At 69.6% G+C, this 17,109-nt stretch carries 20 protein-coding genes and 1 tRNA gene; 7 read left to right on the plus strand and 14 right to left on the minus strand.

Translation table 11 applies throughout. The annotated features are described in order from the left end of the window. Positions 1-7 precede the first annotated feature (7 nt). Positions 8-616: a 50S ribosomal protein L25/general stress protein Ctc gene (locus QRX50_RS13920; protein WP_285972353.1), complete on the minus strand. Its 609-nt coding sequence runs from the start codon at positions 614-616 to the stop codon at positions 8-10. Between the two features lie 351 nt (positions 617-967). On the opposite strand from QRX50_RS13920, the gene QRX50_RS13925 reads away from it, so the two are divergent. Together QRX50_RS13925 and QRX50_RS13930 are read left to right on the plus strand one after the other, a co-directional pair. After that, on the plus strand, positions 968-2,095 hold the full coding sequence (locus QRX50_RS13925) for a hypothetical protein (RefSeq protein ID WP_285972354.1): 1,128 nt from the start codon (positions 968-970) through the stop codon (positions 2,093-2,095). A gap of 100 nt (positions 2,096-2,195) precedes the next feature. Then, positions 2,196-2,840, plus strand: a complete 645-nt coding sequence (locus tag QRX50_RS13930; RefSeq protein WP_285972355.1) for an NAD(P)-dependent oxidoreductase — start codon at positions 2,196-2,198, stop codon at positions 2,838-2,840. A 42-nt stretch (positions 2,841-2,882) separates the two neighbouring features. Here QRX50_RS13930 and QRX50_RS13935 read toward each other — a convergent pair whose 3' ends face one another. The 3 genes from QRX50_RS13935 to QRX50_RS13945 all read right to left on the minus strand — a co-directional run bounded on the left by QRX50_RS13935 (position 2,883) and on the right by QRX50_RS13945 (position 5,023). Continuing rightward, a complete protein-coding gene (locus QRX50_RS13935) occupies positions 2,883-3,755 on the minus strand; it encodes an esterase/lipase family protein (protein ID WP_285972356.1) in 873 nt (290 codons plus the stop codon). 45 nt (positions 3,756-3,800) lie between these two features. Continuing rightward, a complete protein-coding gene (locus QRX50_RS13940; protein WP_285972357.1) occupies positions 3,801-4,226 on the minus strand; it encodes a hypothetical protein in 426 nt (141 codons plus the stop codon). Between the two features lie 86 nt (positions 4,227-4,312). Continuing rightward, positions 4,313-5,023 (minus strand): AMP-binding protein, encoded by a 711-nt coding sequence (locus QRX50_RS13945; RefSeq protein WP_285972358.1) that lies wholly within the window; start codon positions 5,021-5,023, stop codon positions 4,313-4,315. Between the two features lie 83 nt (positions 5,024-5,106). Here QRX50_RS13945 and QRX50_RS13950 point away from each other — a divergent pair, with 83 nt between their 5' ends. Beyond that, a complete protein-coding gene (locus QRX50_RS13950) occupies positions 5,107-5,748 on the plus strand; it encodes a TetR family transcriptional regulator (RefSeq protein WP_285972359.1) in 642 nt (213 codons plus the stop codon). A 118-nt stretch (positions 5,749-5,866) separates the two neighbouring features. After that, on the plus strand, positions 5,867-6,673 hold the full coding sequence (locus QRX50_RS13955; RefSeq protein WP_285972360.1) for a ClpP family protease: 807 nt from the start codon (positions 5,867-5,869) through the stop codon (positions 6,671-6,673). 37 nt (positions 6,674-6,710) lie between these two features. Here the strand turns inward: QRX50_RS13955 and QRX50_RS13960 are convergent, their stop codons facing one another. From QRX50_RS13960 to QRX50_RS13995, 8 genes are all read right to left on the minus strand, one after another. Next, complete coding sequence (locus QRX50_RS13960) at positions 6,711-7,046, minus strand: acyl-CoA dehydrogenase family protein (RefSeq protein ID WP_285974453.1); 336 nt, start codon at positions 7,044-7,046, stop codon at positions 6,711-6,713. Beyond that, complete coding sequence (locus QRX50_RS13965; RefSeq protein WP_285972361.1) at positions 6,991-7,290, minus strand: hypothetical protein; 300 nt, start codon at positions 7,288-7,290, stop codon at positions 6,991-6,993. The genes QRX50_RS13960 and QRX50_RS13965 overlap by 56 nt, the downstream gene beginning before the upstream one ends. Then, positions 7,284-7,445 carry a hypothetical protein gene (locus QRX50_RS13970; protein WP_285972362.1) on the minus strand — a complete coding sequence of 54 codons (162 nt, stop codon included), beginning with the start codon at positions 7,443-7,445 and terminating at the stop codon, positions 7,284-7,286. The genes QRX50_RS13965 and QRX50_RS13970 overlap by 7 nt, the downstream gene beginning before the upstream one ends. Positions 7,446-7,483: 38 nt before the next feature. Further along, the gene (locus tag QRX50_RS13975; RefSeq protein ID WP_285972363.1) at positions 7,484-8,335 is read right to left on the minus strand and encodes a TIGR03621 family F420-dependent LLM class oxidoreductase; all 852 of its coding nucleotides are present in this window, start codon (positions 8,333-8,335) and stop codon (positions 7,484-7,486) included. A 91-nt stretch (positions 8,336-8,426) separates the two neighbouring features. Beyond that, a complete protein-coding gene (locus QRX50_RS13980; RefSeq protein ID WP_285972364.1) occupies positions 8,427-9,407 on the minus strand; it encodes a ribose-phosphate diphosphokinase in 981 nt (326 codons plus the stop codon). Then, the gene (gene glmU, locus QRX50_RS13985; RefSeq protein WP_285972365.1) at positions 9,404-10,897 is read right to left on the minus strand and encodes a bifunctional UDP-N-acetylglucosamine diphosphorylase/glucosamine-1-phosphate N-acetyltransferase GlmU; all 1,494 of its coding nucleotides are present in this window, start codon (positions 10,895-10,897) and stop codon (positions 9,404-9,406) included. Before glmU ends, QRX50_RS13980 begins: the two co-directional genes overlap by 4 nt. 48 nt (positions 10,898-10,945) lie before the next feature. After that, positions 10,946-12,640 (minus strand): GGDEF domain-containing protein, encoded by a 1,695-nt coding sequence (locus QRX50_RS13990; protein ID WP_285972366.1) that lies wholly within the window; start codon positions 12,638-12,640, stop codon positions 10,946-10,948. A gap of 100 nt (positions 12,641-12,740) precedes the next feature. Beyond that, positions 12,741-12,812, minus strand: a tRNA-Gln gene (locus QRX50_RS13995). 206 nt (positions 12,813-13,018) lie between these two features. Between QRX50_RS13995 and QRX50_RS14000 the strand changes: the two genes are divergently transcribed. After that, positions 13,019-13,981 (plus strand): acyl-CoA desaturase, encoded by a 963-nt coding sequence (locus QRX50_RS14000; protein WP_285972367.1) that lies wholly within the window; start codon positions 13,019-13,021, stop codon positions 13,979-13,981. Between the two features lie 53 nt (positions 13,982-14,034). Here the strand turns inward: QRX50_RS14000 and QRX50_RS14005 are convergent, their stop codons facing one another. Further along, complete coding sequence (locus tag QRX50_RS14005) at positions 14,035-14,928, minus strand: LysR family transcriptional regulator (RefSeq protein ID WP_285972368.1); 894 nt, start codon at positions 14,926-14,928, stop codon at positions 14,035-14,037. An 80-nt stretch (positions 14,929-15,008) separates the two neighbouring features. On the opposite strand from QRX50_RS14005, the gene QRX50_RS14010 reads away from it, so the two are divergent. Beyond that, positions 15,009-15,833: an oxidoreductase gene (locus tag QRX50_RS14010; protein ID WP_285972369.1), complete on the plus strand. Its 825-nt coding sequence runs from the start codon at positions 15,009-15,011 to the stop codon at positions 15,831-15,833. Between the two features lie 108 nt (positions 15,834-15,941). Beyond that, a complete protein-coding gene (locus tag QRX50_RS14015; protein ID WP_285974454.1) occupies positions 15,942-16,532 on the plus strand; it encodes a TetR/AcrR family transcriptional regulator in 591 nt (196 codons plus the stop codon). Between the two features lie 162 nt (positions 16,533-16,694). On the opposite strand, the gene QRX50_RS14020 is transcribed toward QRX50_RS14015, so the two are convergent. Then, entirely contained in the window at positions 16,695-16,964 is a 270-nt protein-coding gene (locus tag QRX50_RS14020) for a hypothetical protein (RefSeq protein WP_285972370.1), read from the minus strand. Between the last annotated feature and the right edge of the window lie 145 nt (positions 16,965-17,109).

Below are 17,109 nucleotides of genomic sequence, written 5' to 3' on the forward strand. Positions count from 1 at the left end.
AGTGAGTTTATTCGGCGTCCCCGGCGGGAGCGTCGGCGCCTTCGGTGGCGCCCTCTTCGTCGCCGGACTCTTCACGCTGCGGCTCGTTCACGGCCACGACCAGCGCCTCGGCGTCGGTCACGAGGACCGCGCCCTGCGGCAGGGTGACCTGCGCGGCGGTGATCTGGGTGCCGATCTCGAGACCCTCGACGGAGACCTCGATCTGCTCCGGGATGTGCAGCGCCTCGACCTCGATCTGGAGGGTGTCGAGGTCCTGGTTCACCAGGCCGCCCGGGCCGGCGGTGCCGGTCACGACCACCGGGATGTCCACGGTGACCTTCTCGCCGCGGCGAACCACGAGCAGGTCGACGTGCTCGATGTAGTTCTTCAGCGGGTGGACCACGATGGTCTTGGTCAGCGCCAGCTCGCTGGAGCCCTCGAGGTCGAGGGTGAGCACGGCGTTGCTGCCGTTCTCGCGGACCACGCGGGCGAACTCGAGGGCCGGCAGCGCGAAGTGCCGCGGGTCCGAGCCGTGCCCGTAGAGGACCGCGGGGATCTTGCCGGCGCGACGGGTGCGCCGCGCGGCTCCCTTGCCGAACTCGGTGCGCGGCTCGACGGTAAGACGTACCTCGGACACGGTGTAGCACTCCTTCAAATCACAAATCGGTGCAGCAGGTGGCGGCGGGGATCGTCGATCTCTGCTCGGGGCGTTGTGCTTCGAAAATCAGCTGCGTACGGCGGCGAGTTTCCAGGCGTGCACATTCCACGGGGCTTCTCGAGCCGCCGCGTCGATCACGCTGGGCACCATAGGGTGCACCCGCCTCGCCGAGACAACTCGAGAAGTGTAAACCCTCGTTCGACAAGGAGGTTGCGGCGGGTGGCCCCGCGCGACTAAACCTTGGTCCTGCCGGTCGGTGACGACCCGATTCCGGTGGTTCAGGCGCGTGCCGCGGGCATGGGATGATTCCCGCGAAAAAGAGGGGCGAGAATGCGGGCTCGATGGATCGCCGCGGCGGTCGTGCTGCTGGGTGGTGTCCTCGCGGGGTGCCAGGTCTCAGTGGCCGGTTCGGCGGGGGTTTCCGCCGCTGACCAGCAGATAGCCAACCGGTTGACGGAGCAGCGAGCTGCCGTGGACGACGCGTTGGACGCGTTGGGCAAGGCGCCCGCGCTGGAGCTCGACACCACGGTGAAGGACGCGTCGGGCAAGCCGATCGGGCTCGGTTTCCGCATCACGCGCGACGGTGACGGCTTCGGCGCGCTGCCGTTCGAAGGTCACGTGGTGCAGGTCACCGAGCTCGGGGACGACCTCTACCTCTCCGCCGACGCCGACTACTGGAAATCGCACGGCCTCGAGGAAAACAGCACGCAGTTCGGTGCCGGTTGGGTGCACACCGTCGGCACGGAGCTGCCGATGGACCCCGGTCCGCATTTCGCCCCGGACAAGCTCGTGGCCGGGCTGGTCAAATCGTTGTCGAGTCTCAATCAGACGACCGACCCGGTGAAGCGCAAGCTCGACGACGGCACGGAGGTCTACCAGCTCGGCGGCAGCCTCGGCGAGCTGCAGGTGACCACCGCGCAGCCCCACCGCGTGGTCTCGTTCGCGCCGGCGCTGCTCGACCCGCTGGGCGGCCCGAAGCTCGGCACCGGCTTTCAGGTGAAGCCGCTGACCGGCGACGCGCTCAAGAAGTTCCACACGGACTTCGACAACGCGGTCGGCGGCCTCGGGCAGCCGTTCGACGGGCTGTCGCAGGCGAGCGTGGTGGTCACCAACGACCGGCTCGACTGCCAGGACTTCGTCGGCTCGTGCACCGCCACCGTCGACGTGACCAACAGCGTCGTCGGCAACGGCCCGGGCGCCAAGCCCGTGGTCCACGTGACGCTCACGATCGACGTCAGCGCCGATTCGCTCGGCTCGAAGACCTGCTCCACACAGGGCGACGCGGCGGCCGACGCGACCATCACCATGTCGTGCACGGTCAAGTTCTCGCTGCCCAACCGCACCGCCAGCTATCAGGTGCTCGCGAAGCCGACTGCCGTCGGCGAGGTGCACGTGCCCTTCGACGCGAACGCGGTGAAGGCGAAGCTCGACAAGTCGTTCGGCACGCTCGGCGGCTGACCTGCACGCCTACCGCGGGGTGCGTTGGTTTCGTTGAAGTAGTGGATCTTCCGTCTCTACCCTCGCCCTTGTTGAGTGTTCAACCAGGAGGAGCGGGGACATGAGCAAGCTGGTGGTGTTCGGCGCGACGGGATACGTCGGTGGCCGGATCACGGACGAGGCGCTGCGGCGCGGGCACGCCGTCGTCGGGGTGGCGCGCAAGGCCGAGGGCCTGCACGCCGACGTCGAGGCCCGCACGGGTTCGCTGCACGACGCCGGGTTCATCGCCGATGCGACCAAGGGCGCCGACGTGATCGTGGTCGCGACCCCGGGCCGGGCCGACGAGCAGGGACGGCGGCTGCTCGACGTGCTGCCGGCGCTCGCCGACGCGGCCCGCGCGGCCGGTGCGCGGCTGTCGTTCGTGGGCGGCGCGGCTTCGCTGCTCGTGGCGCCCGGTGGTCCGCGGCTGCTGGACACACCGGACTTCCCGGACACGTACCGAGCCGAGGCGACTGCGCAAACCGAGGTGCTCGCCGCGCTGCGCGAGCTGCCGGCCGACGTCGAGTGGTTTTACGTGAGCCCGCCCGCGAAGTTCGGTGCGTGGATCGCGGGCGAGCGCACCGGGTCGTACCACGTGGGCGGCGACGTGCTGCTGTCGGACGCGGAGGGCAACTCGCACATCAGCGGTGCCGACTTCGCGATCGCGTTCGTGGACGAGATCGACGAGCCGCGCCACAGCCGGGCGCGGTTCACCGTCGCGTACTGACGCCGGACGGGGCCCCTCGAACCCGAGGGGCCCCGGCTCGGGTCAGCCCGGGGAGCCCACGGTGCAGAAGAACTTCGTGGCGTGGGCCGGGTCGAGGGCGTTCGTGACGAGGTTCCACACGTTGAGGTCGTAGGCCTCGCCGATGTGGCCGACCGGGTCGAACGGACACGTGTCCTGCACGTACTCGTTGACCACACCGGGCTCGCGCACGAACGACGTGTCGGTGGGGGTCACGAGCTCGTCGTAGCGCGAGGTGATCACGGTGTACTTCACGCCGGGCTGCGCGATGGGACCGGTGGTCAGCTTCTTCACGGCGGCGCCGTCGGTGATCAGGTCGTCGCAGGCGGGACAGCCGAGCGTGGACAGGGCCTTGCCGACCGAGTCGCGCTCACCCTGCCCGAGCAGGTACGCGAGCTTGGTGAGGCCGGCGAACGTGGTGCCGTGCGTGGGCGGCGCGATGGACACGACCGAGCCGATCTTGTCCGAGATGCCCTGGGTTTTCGTGACGTAGAGGGACTGGAAGCCGCCCTCGGAGTGGCCCACGATGTCCACTTGCGACGCCCCGGTCTCCGCGAGCACCTGGCCGATGAACTGCTTGATCTCGCCTGCCGAGTCGGCGATCGGGCGCAGGCCGCCGACGACGGGGAAGCCGGGGTAGGCGCCGTAGGTCTGGCTGAAGGTGCAGTAGCCCTTGGCCGCGACGGCCGACTGCAGGAAGTTGAGGTCCTCGTAGTAGGTGGCGCCCAGGCCGTGGAGGAAGACCACGGGCCGGGGGTGCGCCGAGCTCGGGTGGCACGACGGGTCGTTGTTGCCGCCGGCCGCCTGCACTGCCGCCTGCGCGGGCGCGGCGGTGAACGCGGCCGCCACGAGCGCCACGGCGGCCAGCACGGCCGCTTTGGTCCGCAGTTTCCTCATGGAGAAGGGTCCTTCCTCACGGTCACCGGCGGCGTTGCCGGTGGTTCAGGGGGCGGGGTAGAGCGCGTCGACCGGCGCGGCGTGGCGCCGGGCGACGACGTCCCTGCGGATCTTGAGGGTCGGGGTCAGCTCACCGGATTCGACGGAGAACGGCTCGGGCACGAGCGCGAAGTCCCGGATTCGCTCGGGCGGAGAATAGCGCGCGCTCACCGACTCCACGTCACGGGTGATGACCGAGCGGAGTCGTTCGTCGGCGTGCCAGCCGGGAACGTCCGGATTGATCCCGGTTTCCGCGGCGAGCGCGGGGAGATCGTCCGGATCGACGCTCAGCAGCGCCACCGGGTACGGCCGGCTGTCGCCGAGCAGCACGGCGCCGGCGATCCAGCGCGTGCGGCGCAGGTCGTTCTCGATGGCGGCGGGCGAGAGGTTCTTGCCGGCCGAGGTTCCCTGTGCGCAGCCAACCGTCCACAATGGTCTCTCGGGCGGCTCGGGGATTGTTGTGGTAGCCCTTGAAGACACCTTCCGAACGCGCGAGCACCTCGCCGTCTTCGGCAATCTCAAGCTCCACGCCGAGGCCCGCGCACGGCGGCGTGGATCTTCTCGAACATCGCCGGGACCGAGGGCAGGTACGTGGGGGCGACCTCGGCCAGCTCGGCGAGGACGGCGCGGATGTCGCCGCTGGAGTACGCGATGGTGGCGCCCGTTTCGAGGCAGAAGTACTGCAGCATCCGCGTGAGCAGGTGGGCGAGCGGGAGGTAGGCGAACAGGACGTCGCCCGGGCCGGCGTCGGTCAGCTGCCGCAGCGTGGCGACGATCGAGGTGATGTTGCGGTGGGTCAGCACGCAGCCCTTGGGGTCGCCGGTCGTGCCGGAGGTGCAGACGATCGTGACGACGTCGTCCGGGTGTGGGTGTTGTGGTGGCCCGGGATTCGGCTCGGTGTCGGGGATCTCGGTGCCGAGGACGGGGATCGTGGTGATCCGCCCGGGCTCGTCCGCGAACGCCGCGACGGCGCCGGAGTCTTCGAGGATCCAGCTGATCTGCCTCGGCGTGCTGGTGGGGTAGATCGGCACGCAGATCGCGCCGATGCGGGCGATCGCCAGGTCGCAGATCGTCCACTCCGGACTCATGGGGGCGAGCAACGCCACTTTGTCGCCCTCGCCCGCGTGGTCCCGCAACCCGGTCGCCACGCGGTCGACGTCTTCGTGGAGCCGGGCGAACGTGCGCTCGCGCCAGGTGCCGTTGTCGAGGTATCGCTGTGCGCTTGACATCGAATACCTCCCGGTATTGGATACCTGAAGGTATTGAGTTTGCTTCGTGAAAGTCAAGGCCTTGATCAGGAGGATGCACCCCGATGCCCGCACCGGGCCGCACGCGGCCGACGCGCGCCGAAACACGCCGCCGCATCCTCGACGCGGCGTTCAAGGTCTTCGGCGACCAGGGCATCGCGGCCTCCAAGCTGACCGAGGTCGCGGCCGCCGCCGGCCTGACGAAGGGCGCGGTCTACTCCAGCTTCGCGTCGAAGGACGAACTCGTGCTGGCGCTGATGGAGGAGCACGCCGCACACCGGCTCTCCGCCAGCCTCGAAAGCTTCGCCTCCGCCGACACCGGCACGGCCGGCCTCGCGGACGTCGCGGCGGTGCTGATGCACGAAATGCGCACGGACGCGGTGTGGCACCGGCTGTTGGCGGAGTTCTTCGCGTTGGCGCACCACGATGCGGACCGCCGCGCCGCTCTGCGCCGACGCCGCCGCGAGGTGCGCGGAACCATCGCGCGGGCGTTGGAGCGCTTGGCGTCGGGGTTCGGCTTCTCCTTGCCGTTGCCGGCCGAAGAGTTCGCGGTGATCCTGTTGGCGCTGAGCAACGGCCTGGCGGTGGAGGCGGACATCGATGAGGAAGCCGTGCCGGAGGGGTTGCTGGCCCGCGTCCTGACGTTGCTCGCCGGCGACGCGGTGGCTGCGGTGCGTTCCGCGGCGGAAAGCGTGGCCGGCGACTGAACCGTTGCCCGGGACCGCTCCCGAAGCGCGGGGCTACCGTCGCGGTCATGATTGAGGTGCTGGGAAGCCATGCCGCCCATCGCGAACCGCGGTGCTCTCGACGGCGCGAGGTCCGGCTGTGACGCGCCGTGATGACATGGCTCGGCGGCTGCGCGGGATTCTGCGCGGTACCACCGGAGCCGAGCGCGCGCAGCGAGATCTGGGTGAGGAGCTGGCGTCCGAATCCGCGGCCGCGGCCGAGCGGGCAAGGGAAATCGTCGATGAGTCAGCTCGCCGGGACAACGACGAGACCGCGGCGGGTATCACCTCCGGCTACGTTTCAGGCCCAGCCGAGGTTCGGCACCACGGTTCCGGCCGGCCCCCGGCGTCGGCCGGCGGATCCCGCAACGATGACTTCAGCGCGCACGCCGGACAGCTGCTGCGAAAGCGCGTCGTCCTCCTGAACGGCGAGATCGACGACGCGATCGCCAACACGATCTCCGCGCAGCTGTTGCTCCTCGAGGATGAAGACGCGAGGGCCGACATCACCTTCCTCGTCAACTCGTCCGGCGGCTCCGTCACGGCCGGCATGGCCATCCTCGACACGATGAACCTCGTCGAGCCGGACGTCGCCACGTGCGCCACGGGGCTGGCCGCCGGCATGGCGCAGCTGCTCGTGTCGAGTGGCGCCACCGGCAAACGGGCCGCCCTCCCGCAGGCCATGGTGGCGCTGAGCCTCCCCCGGCTCCCGCCGGATCCGTCGCCGGTGCACCTCGCTCTGCTCGACAAGTGGACCAGCGAAGTAGTCGGGTTGATCGCGGCGGGCAGCGGCCGGCCCATCGAGCGGGTTCGCGCGGATGCCCAGCGGCGGCGGCAGTTCACCGCGGCCGAGGCGGTCGAGTACGGCTTGGTCGACTGGGTGACGGAGAAACCCGTGGCGGGCTGACCATGTGTCCTTTGTGGATTACTGCCGTGCTTTCGGCTCACACCATGGGGCTGATCCGCTCCTCGACGTCGAGCAGGGCCTTGCCGTAGATCTCGTACCCGACCACGGAGTTCAGCGCTGCGTGGCGGGCGGCGGTGTTCGCGTCCCGCCAGAACTGCGGCAGGCGGCCGGTTTCCGCGAAGCCCGCGGCGCCGTGCACGTTGATCAGGATGTTGAGCGCTTCGAGCACCTGCTGCGCGGCGTAACCGAAGCGGGCGCGCATTTCCGCGCGGGCCACGTAGTCCGCCGGGGTCGTGGCGTCCAGTTCGTCGGCGATGTCATAGGCGTGCAGCCGCGCGACCGATGCCCAGCAGCGGGCCGAGCAGGGGCAGATTCGCCAACGGCGCGAACGGGATCCGGTACATCGCCTCGTCGGTGGGGATGGACGACACGCCCTCCGCCACAGCACCCATGGAGATCGTCCGGTGGTGTGGCACGAACACGTCGTCGGCGACCCAGGTGTCGCTGCCGGTGCCCCGCATCCCGACGGTCTCCCACGTCTTCTCCAGCTTCTCTTCCGATGCGGGCACCATGCACAGCACCGCATCGACGAAACTGCCGTCCTCATTGGTCACCATCGCCCCGAGCGACGCCCAGGTGGCGTGGTGCGCCGCCGGGGCGCGAGGATGCGGAGCAGCCCGGCGTCGGCCAGCGCGGTGCTCACCTCGTCCGACAGGCGGCGGTCGCGCTCGCCGTCCGCCACGTGCTCCCTCAGCAGCGGCTGGAGCGCCACCGCCGCAGGGAGTTCACAATTGTGACCTGCGTTACAGGTCAGTGTCCGCGAAGCCGAGCCACCACCGGGGCGAGGGTTTCCATCATCGAGTCGAACACCGTGATGTACGAGAAGCCCCAGCGTTTCCTGCGTTGCACGAGTTGATCGGCGATCTCGTCGACCGTTCCGAACAGGAGCTGCGCAGCCTCCAGCAGTTCGTCGGCACCGGGCTCCGGATCGGTCAGTGAGCGCCACTCCTCGGCCGCCGCCCGGCGGTCGGTGGTGACGACCACGCGTTGCACCAGCAGGTTGTACTCGACATCCCGATCAGCGGCGAGCGAACGGAAGTACGCGACGCGATCGTCCATCACCGGGGCCGGGTCGAGGACGAACGTGCCCGGTGCTTTACCGCGGGCCTGGCGCAGCCCGGCGAACCCGACGACGTCGGCCTCGGCCGCGGCGAGGGCGAGGACGCCGTCGCTGTTGCCCGCGATGAGCAGGCGCGGCAGGGTGTCGAGCCGGGAGCGCAGTTCGGCCAGGCCGTCGCGCAAGTAGGCGATCCGGTCGGCTGCCTTCAGCCACCGCAGGCGCGCGTCGTCGAATTCGGATTTCATGTGGCCGGAGCCCAGACCGAGTTCGAGGCGGCCGCCGGTCAGCACGTGGGTGCTCTCGACGTCGCGGGCGAACAAAGCCACGTTGTAGAACGGCAGGTTCGACACGAGCGTCCCGACGCTCGGCCGTGAAGTGGCAGCCGCTGCGGCCACCAGCGCGGGAAACGGCGCCGGACGCCCGGCACCCAGGTGGTCGGGCACGCTGATCGCGTCGTACCCCAGCTCCTCGGCCCGGCGGCACAGACCGACGAACGATGAATCGACAGTCCGCAGACTGACTCCGAACTTGAATTTCCCCATGACCAGAGAAGCTAGCCGCACCACACCGCGCAGCACAGACAGTTTCGCCGCCGGCGGACCGAAATCCACCGACGGCGAAACGGCAAAACCCTCAGGCGGCCCCGTCGAACAACGAGGTCACCGAACCATCCTCGAACACCTGCTGAATCGCCTCCGCCAGCATCGGTGCGATCGACAGCACCGTCAGCCCCGGGAACCGCTTCTCCTCCGGGATCGGCAGGGAGTTCGTCACGATGACCTCTCGCGCCTTGCACTGCGAAAGCCGCTCGGTTGCCGGGTCGGACAGAATCCCGTGCGTCGTGGCGATGACGACGTCCGCGGCGCCTTCCTCGATCAGCGCTTCGGTGGCCTTGACGATCGTGCCGCCGGTGTCGATCATGTCGTCGATCAGCACGCAGAGCTTGCCCTGCACCTTGCCGACCACGCGGTTGGCCACGGCCTGGTTGGGCTTGTCCGGGTCGCGCGTCTTGTGGATGAACGCGATCGGCCGGTCACCCAGCTGCTGCGCCCACTTCTCGGCCAGGCGCACGCGGCCCGAGTCGGGCGAAACGACCGTGATGTCCGCGTCGCCGTAGGTGGCCTTGATGTGGTCGGCGAGCACGGACTGCGCCATCAGGTGGTCGACCGGGCCGTCGAAGAAGCCCTGGATCTGCGCGGTGTGCAGGTCGACGGTCATGATCCGGTCGGCGCCCGCGGTCTTGAACAGGTCGGCGATGAGCCGGGCCGAGATCGGCTCGCGGCCCTTGTGCTTCTTGTCCTGCCGCGCGTACGGGTAGAACGGCATGACCACGGTGATCCGCTTGGCGGAAGCGCGCTTCAGCGCGTCCACCATGATCAGCTGCTCCATCACGTACTCGTTGATGGGCGTGGTGTGCGCCTGGATCACGAACGCGTCGGTACCGCGCACCGACTCCTCGAACCGCACGAACAGCTCACCGTTGGCGAACGTGTGCGCGGTCTGCGGGGTGATCGTCACGTCGAGGTGGTTGGCCACCTCTTCCGCGAGCTCCTGGTGCGCACGGCCGGAGAAGAGCATCAGATTCTTCTTCGGCGTACCTGACTTCGGACTCATGCTGGCGACTCCCCGTCGTTTCCTGCTTCCGACACGGACACGGCGGTGTCCTCACTCGCGGCGAGCGCGGCTTCCGCCGCCTCCGCCGCGGGCGTGCCCGGCCTGCGCCGAACCGCCCAGCCCTCGACGTTGCGCTGCGGCCCCGCCGACACCGCTAGTGCACCAGGCGGGACGTCCTCCCGGATGACCGCACCCGCTCCACTGTAAGCGCCGTCACCGATTCGCACCGGCGCGACCAGCGTGTTGTCGGCGCCGAGTCGCACGTAGGAGCCCACGACGGTCTGGTGCTTGTTCACGCCGTCGTAGTTCACGAAGACGCTGGAGCAGCCGATGTTGCTGTGGTCGCCGACGATCGCGTCGCCCACGTAGGTGAGGTGCGGCACCTTCGTGCCGGTGCCGATCTGCGCGTTCTTCGTCTCGACGAACGCGCCCAGCTTGCCCTTCGCGCCCAGCTTGGTGCCGGGGCGCAGGTACGTGTACGGGCCGACGTTCACGCCGTCGCCCAGCTCGGAGTCGTTGGCGTGCACCCGCACCACCGACGCGCCGGCCCCGACCGTCACGTTCACCAGCGTGGTGTCCGGTCCGACGACCGAACCCTCGTCGACGGACGTGGTGCCCTTGAGCTGCGTGTTCGGCTCCAGCAGCACGTCGCGCGAGAGCGTCACATCCGCTTCGATCCACGTGGTGTTCGGGTCGGTCACGGTCACGCCCTCGCGCTGCCAGCGGCGCACGATCCGTCGGTTGTACTCCGCGCCCAGCGTCGCCAGCTGCACGCGGTCGTTCACGCCCTCGGTGACCCACGGGTCGTCGACCACGAGCGCGCCGACGCCCTTGCCGTCGTGGTGGGCGATACCCAGCACGTCGGTGAGGTACAGCTCGCCCTGCGCGTTGTCCGTCGACAGCCGCGAAAGGCCGTCGGCGAGCACGGCGGCGTCGAACGCGTAGACGCCCGAGTTGATCTCGGTGATCTCGTGCTGCGCCGGCGTCGCGTCCTTGTGCTCGACGATCGACTGGACCACGCCCGCGTCGTCGCGCACGATCCGCCCGTAGCCGGCGGGGTTGGCGACCACGGCCGTGAGCACGGTGACCGCGTTGCCCGAGCCGGTGTGCTCGGCCAGCAATGCGGCGAGGGTCTCGGTGTCGAGCAGCGGCACGTCGCCGTAGCTCACGAGCACCGTGCCGGTGAGGCCGGCGGGCAGCTCGTGCAGCGCGCACGACACGGCGTGGCCGGTGCCCTTCTGCTCGGCCTGCACGGCGGTGGTCACCTCGCGGCCCAGCACCTCGCCGACTCGCGCGAGCTCGGCCCCGACGGCTTCGCGGCCGTGGCCGATCACCACCACCAGGTGTTCGGGGTTCAGTCCGGCCGCGGCGCGGACGGCGTGTTCCACCAAGGGGCGCCCGGCGATCGGGTGCAGCACCTTCGGGGTGGACGAACGCATGCGGGTGCCCTCACCCGCGGCGAGGATCAGCGTGCTCAGCGGGCCGCTCAACGAGACTCCCAACAACGATTTACCGGCTCGTTCCGACGGGCAACGATCCTACGTGGGCTCCTCGACGCCCCACGAGGGGTCGGCCGGGATGCTCTCCGCGGGCCAGCTCGCGCCGGCGTCGCCCGCCATCGAATTGGCGGAGGCGACCTGGTTGCCGCCACCGCGTTTTGCTTCGTACATCGCCGCGTCCGCGCGCGCGAGCACCTGCTCGGCCCGCTCCTGCGGCCGCAGCGACACCAGCCCGATGGACAGGGTGACGCCGTGCGAAAGGTGGTGCGGCAGCTCCGCAACGGACTTCACCGCACGCCCCAGCGCCATCTTCGCGGCCGACGCGGGCGCGCCCGGCAGCAGGACGATGAACTCGTCGCCGCCGTAGCGCGCGACAACGTCGTCGCCGCGCAACGCGTCACGTAGCGTGCTCGCGACAACGCGGAGCACGTTGTCTCCCTCGGCGTGCGACTGCTTGTCGTTGACGCCCTTGAACCCGTCGAGGTCCACGAGCCCGACGGCGAGCGGCTGCGCGTCGGCCGACGACGCGAGCGCGCGCAGGCGTTCGTCGAGCGCGCGGCGGTTCGGCAGGCCGGTGAGCGGGTCCTGTAGTGCCTGCTGCGTGATCGCACCGTGTTCGGCCGACAGCCGTTCGTGCTCGCGGCGCGCGTTGAGCGTGGCGATCTGCGATTCGCGCAGCGTCCACATCTCGGACTCGAGAGTGGTTGCGTAGTCGATCAAAGACTTGCTGGCGCCCGACGCGTAGTCCGGCGTGGTGTCGAGCCGCGCGAGCTCGCGGGCGATGTTGAGCCGCATCGACGGCTGGGAGATGTCCTCGGACATCGCCTTGCGCGTCTCGCGCAGCACGTCGAGTGCTTCTTCGCGGCGCCCGGAGCGGTCGAGGCACCGTGCGAGCGCGATGGCGACGATTTCCTGCTCGTGCGGGAAGTGGTGGCCCCGGTGCATCTGCTTGAGCCGGTCCACGTGCTCCGCGGCCGGGTTGTGCAGCGCCAGCGCGGAAGCGAGCACACCCACCTGGTCGACGGCCGAAACGCCGGCCTTGCGCGGGAACAGCGACTCGGCGAACGGGCCTTCGGCCGCCACCGACATCGACGCGGCGGTGCGGAACTTCTCGGCCGCCTCGTCGTACTGCTCGATGCGCTCGAGCCGCAGGCCCCAGCCCAGCAGCATCTTCACGCGGTTCATCAGCTGCAGCGTGATCTCGTGGGGGCTCGCGCTCTCGCGGATCGCCTGGTGGGCGCGGCTGATGACCTCTTCGGCGGCCTCGTACACGCCGAGCTGGTTGAGCACGATCCAGCAGTCGATGAGCGCCATCGACTGCATGCGGTTCCAGTTGCGCACGCCGACCTGGCGGTCGGGGATCGTGGAGTCGTCGAGGATCGCGAGCGCGCGGGCGATCTCGGTGAGCGCGGCGTCCTCCTGCGCGGCCAGTACCAGCCGGCGCCCGCGCAGCGCGTGCGCGTCGGCGCGCAGCAGGGACAGGCCGTGGCGGCGGGTGTGGGCGAGCATCTCGTCGAGCCGCGGCTCCGCTTCGGCGGCCAGCCCGCGCGTGACCAGGCGGGCGAACGCCGAGGCGCGCAGCAGCTGCGCCACCAGCGTGGGCTCGCCGCGGCGCAGGGTTTCCTCGAGCAGCTCGTCCATGATCGCGACGATCTCGAGCTGCTTGTCGAACTCCTGCCGCTGGACGGCCGCGATCAGCTCACGCGCGCGTCCGACCAGCCACGCGTCGGACATCTCGACGAGAGTCGGACGCCGGGGGGTTCCGGGGTCGATCGCTTTATCGCTCAGCCGCCCCACACCCCCATCGCTTCGGCTCGGGTTGGTCACACGTCTGCTCCGCCGCCAGGATTCGAACCTGAACTGTCAGAACCAAAATCTGAAGTGCTGCCGATTACACTACGGCGGATCGATCCTGGTCAGGATAGCGATGATCGGCGACGGTGGTGGCGGGAGGGTGAAACGCCCGCGCCCGGGGTACTCCACACGGTGAACCGCGCCGGAGCGGAATGGACATTTCGGGCCTCCCCAGGGCTCGAAACCTCCTGTACCGTAACTTACGGCATCGTAGGTTAGGTCACCCTTCGCAGGGGCTCGTAGGAAGAAGTGAACTGTATGACGGCCACCCTCGACCGTTCCCAACCAACTGGAGAGCCGCCGGCCCCGAAGGGCCCCAAGCCGATCGTCGAAGGTCAGCGCGGCATCGGCGTGCAGCTTTCCGTGTACTTCGGCGTGCTCGCGCCGCTGGTGGCCCTGCTGGTCGCCGTCCCGTTCGCGTGGGGCTGGGGACTGACGTGGGTCGACGTCGCGCTGTTCGTGGTGTTCTACGGCATCAGCGGCCTGGGCATCACCGTCGCGTACCACCGGTACTTCACGCACGGGTCGTTCAAGGCGAAGAAGTGGCTGCGCGTGGTGATGGCCATCGCCGGCAGCATCGCCCTGCAGGGCCCCGTGATCACCTGGGTGGCCGACCACCGTCGTCACCACGCGTTCTCCGACCGCGACGGCGACCCGCACTCGCCGTGGATGTTCGGCACCTCGCCGGCCGCCATCGCCCGCGGGTTCTGGCACGCGCACATGGGCTGGCTGTTCGAGCGCGACAAGAGCAACCAGGCCCGCTTCGCGCCCGACCTGGTGAAGGACACGGCGATCCGGAAGGTCGACGACCTGTTCTGGCTGTGGTCGCTGCTCTCGCTGGGTCTGCCGGCCCTGCTGGGCGGCCTGATCTCGTGGTCGTTCTGGGGCGCGCTCACCGCGTTCTTCTGGGCCGGCCTCGTGCGCATCTGCGTGCTGCACCACGTGACCTGGTCCGTGAACTCCATCTGCCACATGATCGGCGAGCGCCCCTTCGCGGCGCGTGACCGCTCGGCCAACTTCTGGCCGCTGGCGATCTTCTCCTTCGGCGAGTCCTGGCACAACCTCCACCACGCCGACCCGACCTCGGCCCGCCACGGCGTGAAGCGCGGCCAGATCGACATGTCGGCCCGCCTGATCTGGATGTTCGAGAAGTTCGGCTGGGTGCACGACGTCCGCTGGCCGACTCCGCAGCGGCTGGCTCGGATCGCGTCCGAGGGCTGAGTTCTTCCTGCTTTCTTTGCGGACCACCGGTTTCCGGTGGTCCGCTTTGCATTTCACGGCCGGGTGGCCAGCCGGGCAGCGTTCGCGTAGGCGTGGACCAGCGGCCGGGTGTCGTCCTTGCGCCACGCCAGCGCGAGGCGGCTGGGGGATACGCCGCGCACGGGCAGGGCGACGACGTCGCCGCGGGTGAGCAGGGGCGCGTTGCCTGCGGCGATGAGGCAGACACCGAGGCCGTCGACGAGGGCCTCGTAGGTCTCGTCCGCACTGCCGATCTCCGCGCCGATCACGGGGGAGCGGCCGCCGCGGGCCTCCGGAGCGAGCCAGTAGTCGCGCAGCGGGCCGGCGTCGGCGGGCAGGGCGAGGAACGGTTCGTCGAGCAGGTCGGCGAAGTCCACTGTGGACTCTCCGGCGAGCCGGTGGGCGGCGGACATCGCGACCAGCCGGGGTTCCTCGGCGACCACGATCCAGCGGTAGCGTTCGGCGCCCGGCACCGGGAGCCACACGAAGGCGACGTCGGTGGAGCCGTCGGCGAGCCCCGCGGTGGAGTCGTGCCAGCCGACTTGGCGCAGCGTGACCCGGGCGTGGGGGTGCTCGTCGGTGAACCTCGACCGGATCGCGGGCAGCATGCCGCCGCGGCCGGGGCTGGTGCTCATGCCGACGACAAGCGTCCCGCGTTGCTCGGCTTTCGCCCGTGTGACGGCGTCGTGCGCCGCGTCCCACTCCGCGAGCACCCGGCGGGCGTGCGGCAGTAGGGCCTCGCCCACCGGCGTCAACCGGACTTCGCGGCGGTCGCGGTCGAACAACGGCGCGCCGAGCTGCCGTTCGAGCACTCGGATCTGCTTGCTCAGCGCCGGCTGGGAGACGTAGAGCCGCTCGGCCGCGCGCGTGAAGTGGAGCTCTTCGGCGACCGTGACGAAGTACCGCAGATCGCGGCCGTGCACGTCCATAGCCAATGGTTATCACAGCAGGTCTTGGCCCCGCGAGCGATTTTCGCCCAGAGTCGATGTCAGCGAAAGGGGCTCAGGACATGAACAAGGTTTGGCTGATCACCGGCGCGAACAGCGGCTTCGGCCGCGCCCTTACCGAGGCCGCGGTGGCGGCCGGCGACGTGGTGGTCGCGGCGGCGCGGCGCACCGAAACGCTCGCTGACGTCGTCGCCACGCACCCGGACCAGGTGGAGGCGGTGGCGCTCGACGTCACGGACCTCGCGGCCGTAAACGCCACTGTGTCGTCGGTGATCGCGCGGCACGGCCGGCTCGACGTGCTGGTGAACAACGCCGGGCGCAGCCACGTCGGCGCGTTCGAGGAGACCACCGACGAGGAGCTGCGATCGCTGTTCGACGTACACGTCTTCGGCCCCGCGGCCCTCGTGCGCGCCGCGCTGCCGCACATGCGCGAGCGGCGGTCCGGCGCGATCGTGCAGATGAGCAGCATGGGCGGGCAGCTGTCGTTCGCGGGGTTCTCGGCCTACAGCGGCACGAAGTTCGCGTTGGAGGGGCTTTCCGAAGGGCTCGCCGACGAGGTGGGCCGCCTGGGGATCAAGGTGCTGATCGTGGAGCCGGGCGCGTTCCGCACCGGTCTGTGGGGCAGCACGAGCCGCAGCGGCGAGATCGACGACTACACCGAGTCGGTCGGCCCCACGCGCCGCCTCGTCGTCGATGCCGACGGCACGCAGGCCGGCGACCCCGCCAAGGCCGCCGCCGCCATCCTCACCGCGCTCGACGCGCCGGACGCCCCGCTGCGCCTGGCCCTCGGCGGCGACGCCGTCGACGCCATCGGCGGCCACCTCGACCAGGTGCGGGCCGAGCTGACCGCGTGGGAGGACCACGCGCGCAACACCGCGTTCGCCTGAGCGCGCCGCCACCCGGCTACCCTGCTGCGCATGGCGGGGAGACGAAGGGCGAAGCGCGAAGCAGCGGTAACCGGCGCGCGACCGGCGGCGCCGGTGACGCGCGTCCGCATGACGGGCAGCGAGCGCCGGCAGCAACTGCTCCTCGTCGCGCGCGCGTTGTTCGCCGAGAAGGGTTTCGACGGTACCTCGGTGGAAGAGATCGCCGCCCGCGCGAACGTCTCGAAACCCGTGGTCTACGAACACTTCGGCGGCAAGGAAGGCATCTACGCGGTCGTCGTGGACCGCGAAACGCAGCTCCTGCTCGACCGCATGGTCAACACCCTCCACGGCGGCCACCCGCGCGTCATGCTCGAACAAGCGGCGATCGCCCTGCTCAGCTACGTCGAGGACTCCCACGACGGCTTCCGCATCCTCGTCCGCGACTCCCCGGTGGCCAGCTCCACGGGCACCTTCTCCACTGTCCTGAACGACATCGCGGGCCAGGTCGAACACATCCTCGCCCAGCAATTCGCGGCGCGCGGATACGAGGAGAAACTGTCGGCACTGTACGCGCAGGCCCTGGTGGGCATGGTCGCCTTGACGGGCCAATGGTGGCTGGACGCGCGCAAACCGAAGCGCGACGAGGTGGCAGCGCATCTGGTGAACTTGGCTTGGAACGGGTTGTCGCATTTGGAGCACAAGCCGAGGCTGCTGGGCTGAGCCGGGGACTTGTCCCGGTGCCCGCCGGCACTCCTGAGCGGACCTTTCGGCCTCGAGAACCTACGCGGCCTCCGAACGATTCGGCCGGAGCTTTGTCGACGGGGCGAGGGAATCAATGTGAGGACGTCACCTGCGGGAGGGCTTGGGGTGGCCCTGTGGTTGTCAAGCTGGCGGGGGGCTTTGCGCTTCGAATTCAGCTTTGCGGCGGGCTAGGTAGGTGGGCCAGTCGGCTCGTGCTGCAAGCACGTCGGCGATGGATAGTTTGATCACGGCGCAGCCGCTGAGTGAGCAGGCCCGTGGGTCGCTCGCGTCGATGAGGGAAATCCCGCCGATCTCGTCGCCGTCGTCGATGTAGGTGCAGAGCACAGGGTGGAACGCGCAGTCCTCGTAGATGTCTCCGGGATGAATGTCGCCCGGCTGGTCGTTGATCACGCTGGTGATTCCAGGGTCGCGGTGGCGTCGGGTCATGAGTTTTTGTTGCGGAGCATGGCGTAGAGACGGGTCACCAGCCGAGCATCATGCGGCTGGGCTGAGCCGGGGACTTGTCCCCACGGCGTCGGTGCTTGACGATCATCCG

It is taken from the genome of Amycolatopsis sp. 2-15, assembly GCF_030285625.1.
Taxonomy (GTDB): Bacteria; Actinomycetota; Actinomycetes; order Mycobacteriales; family Pseudonocardiaceae; genus Amycolatopsis; species Amycolatopsis carbonis.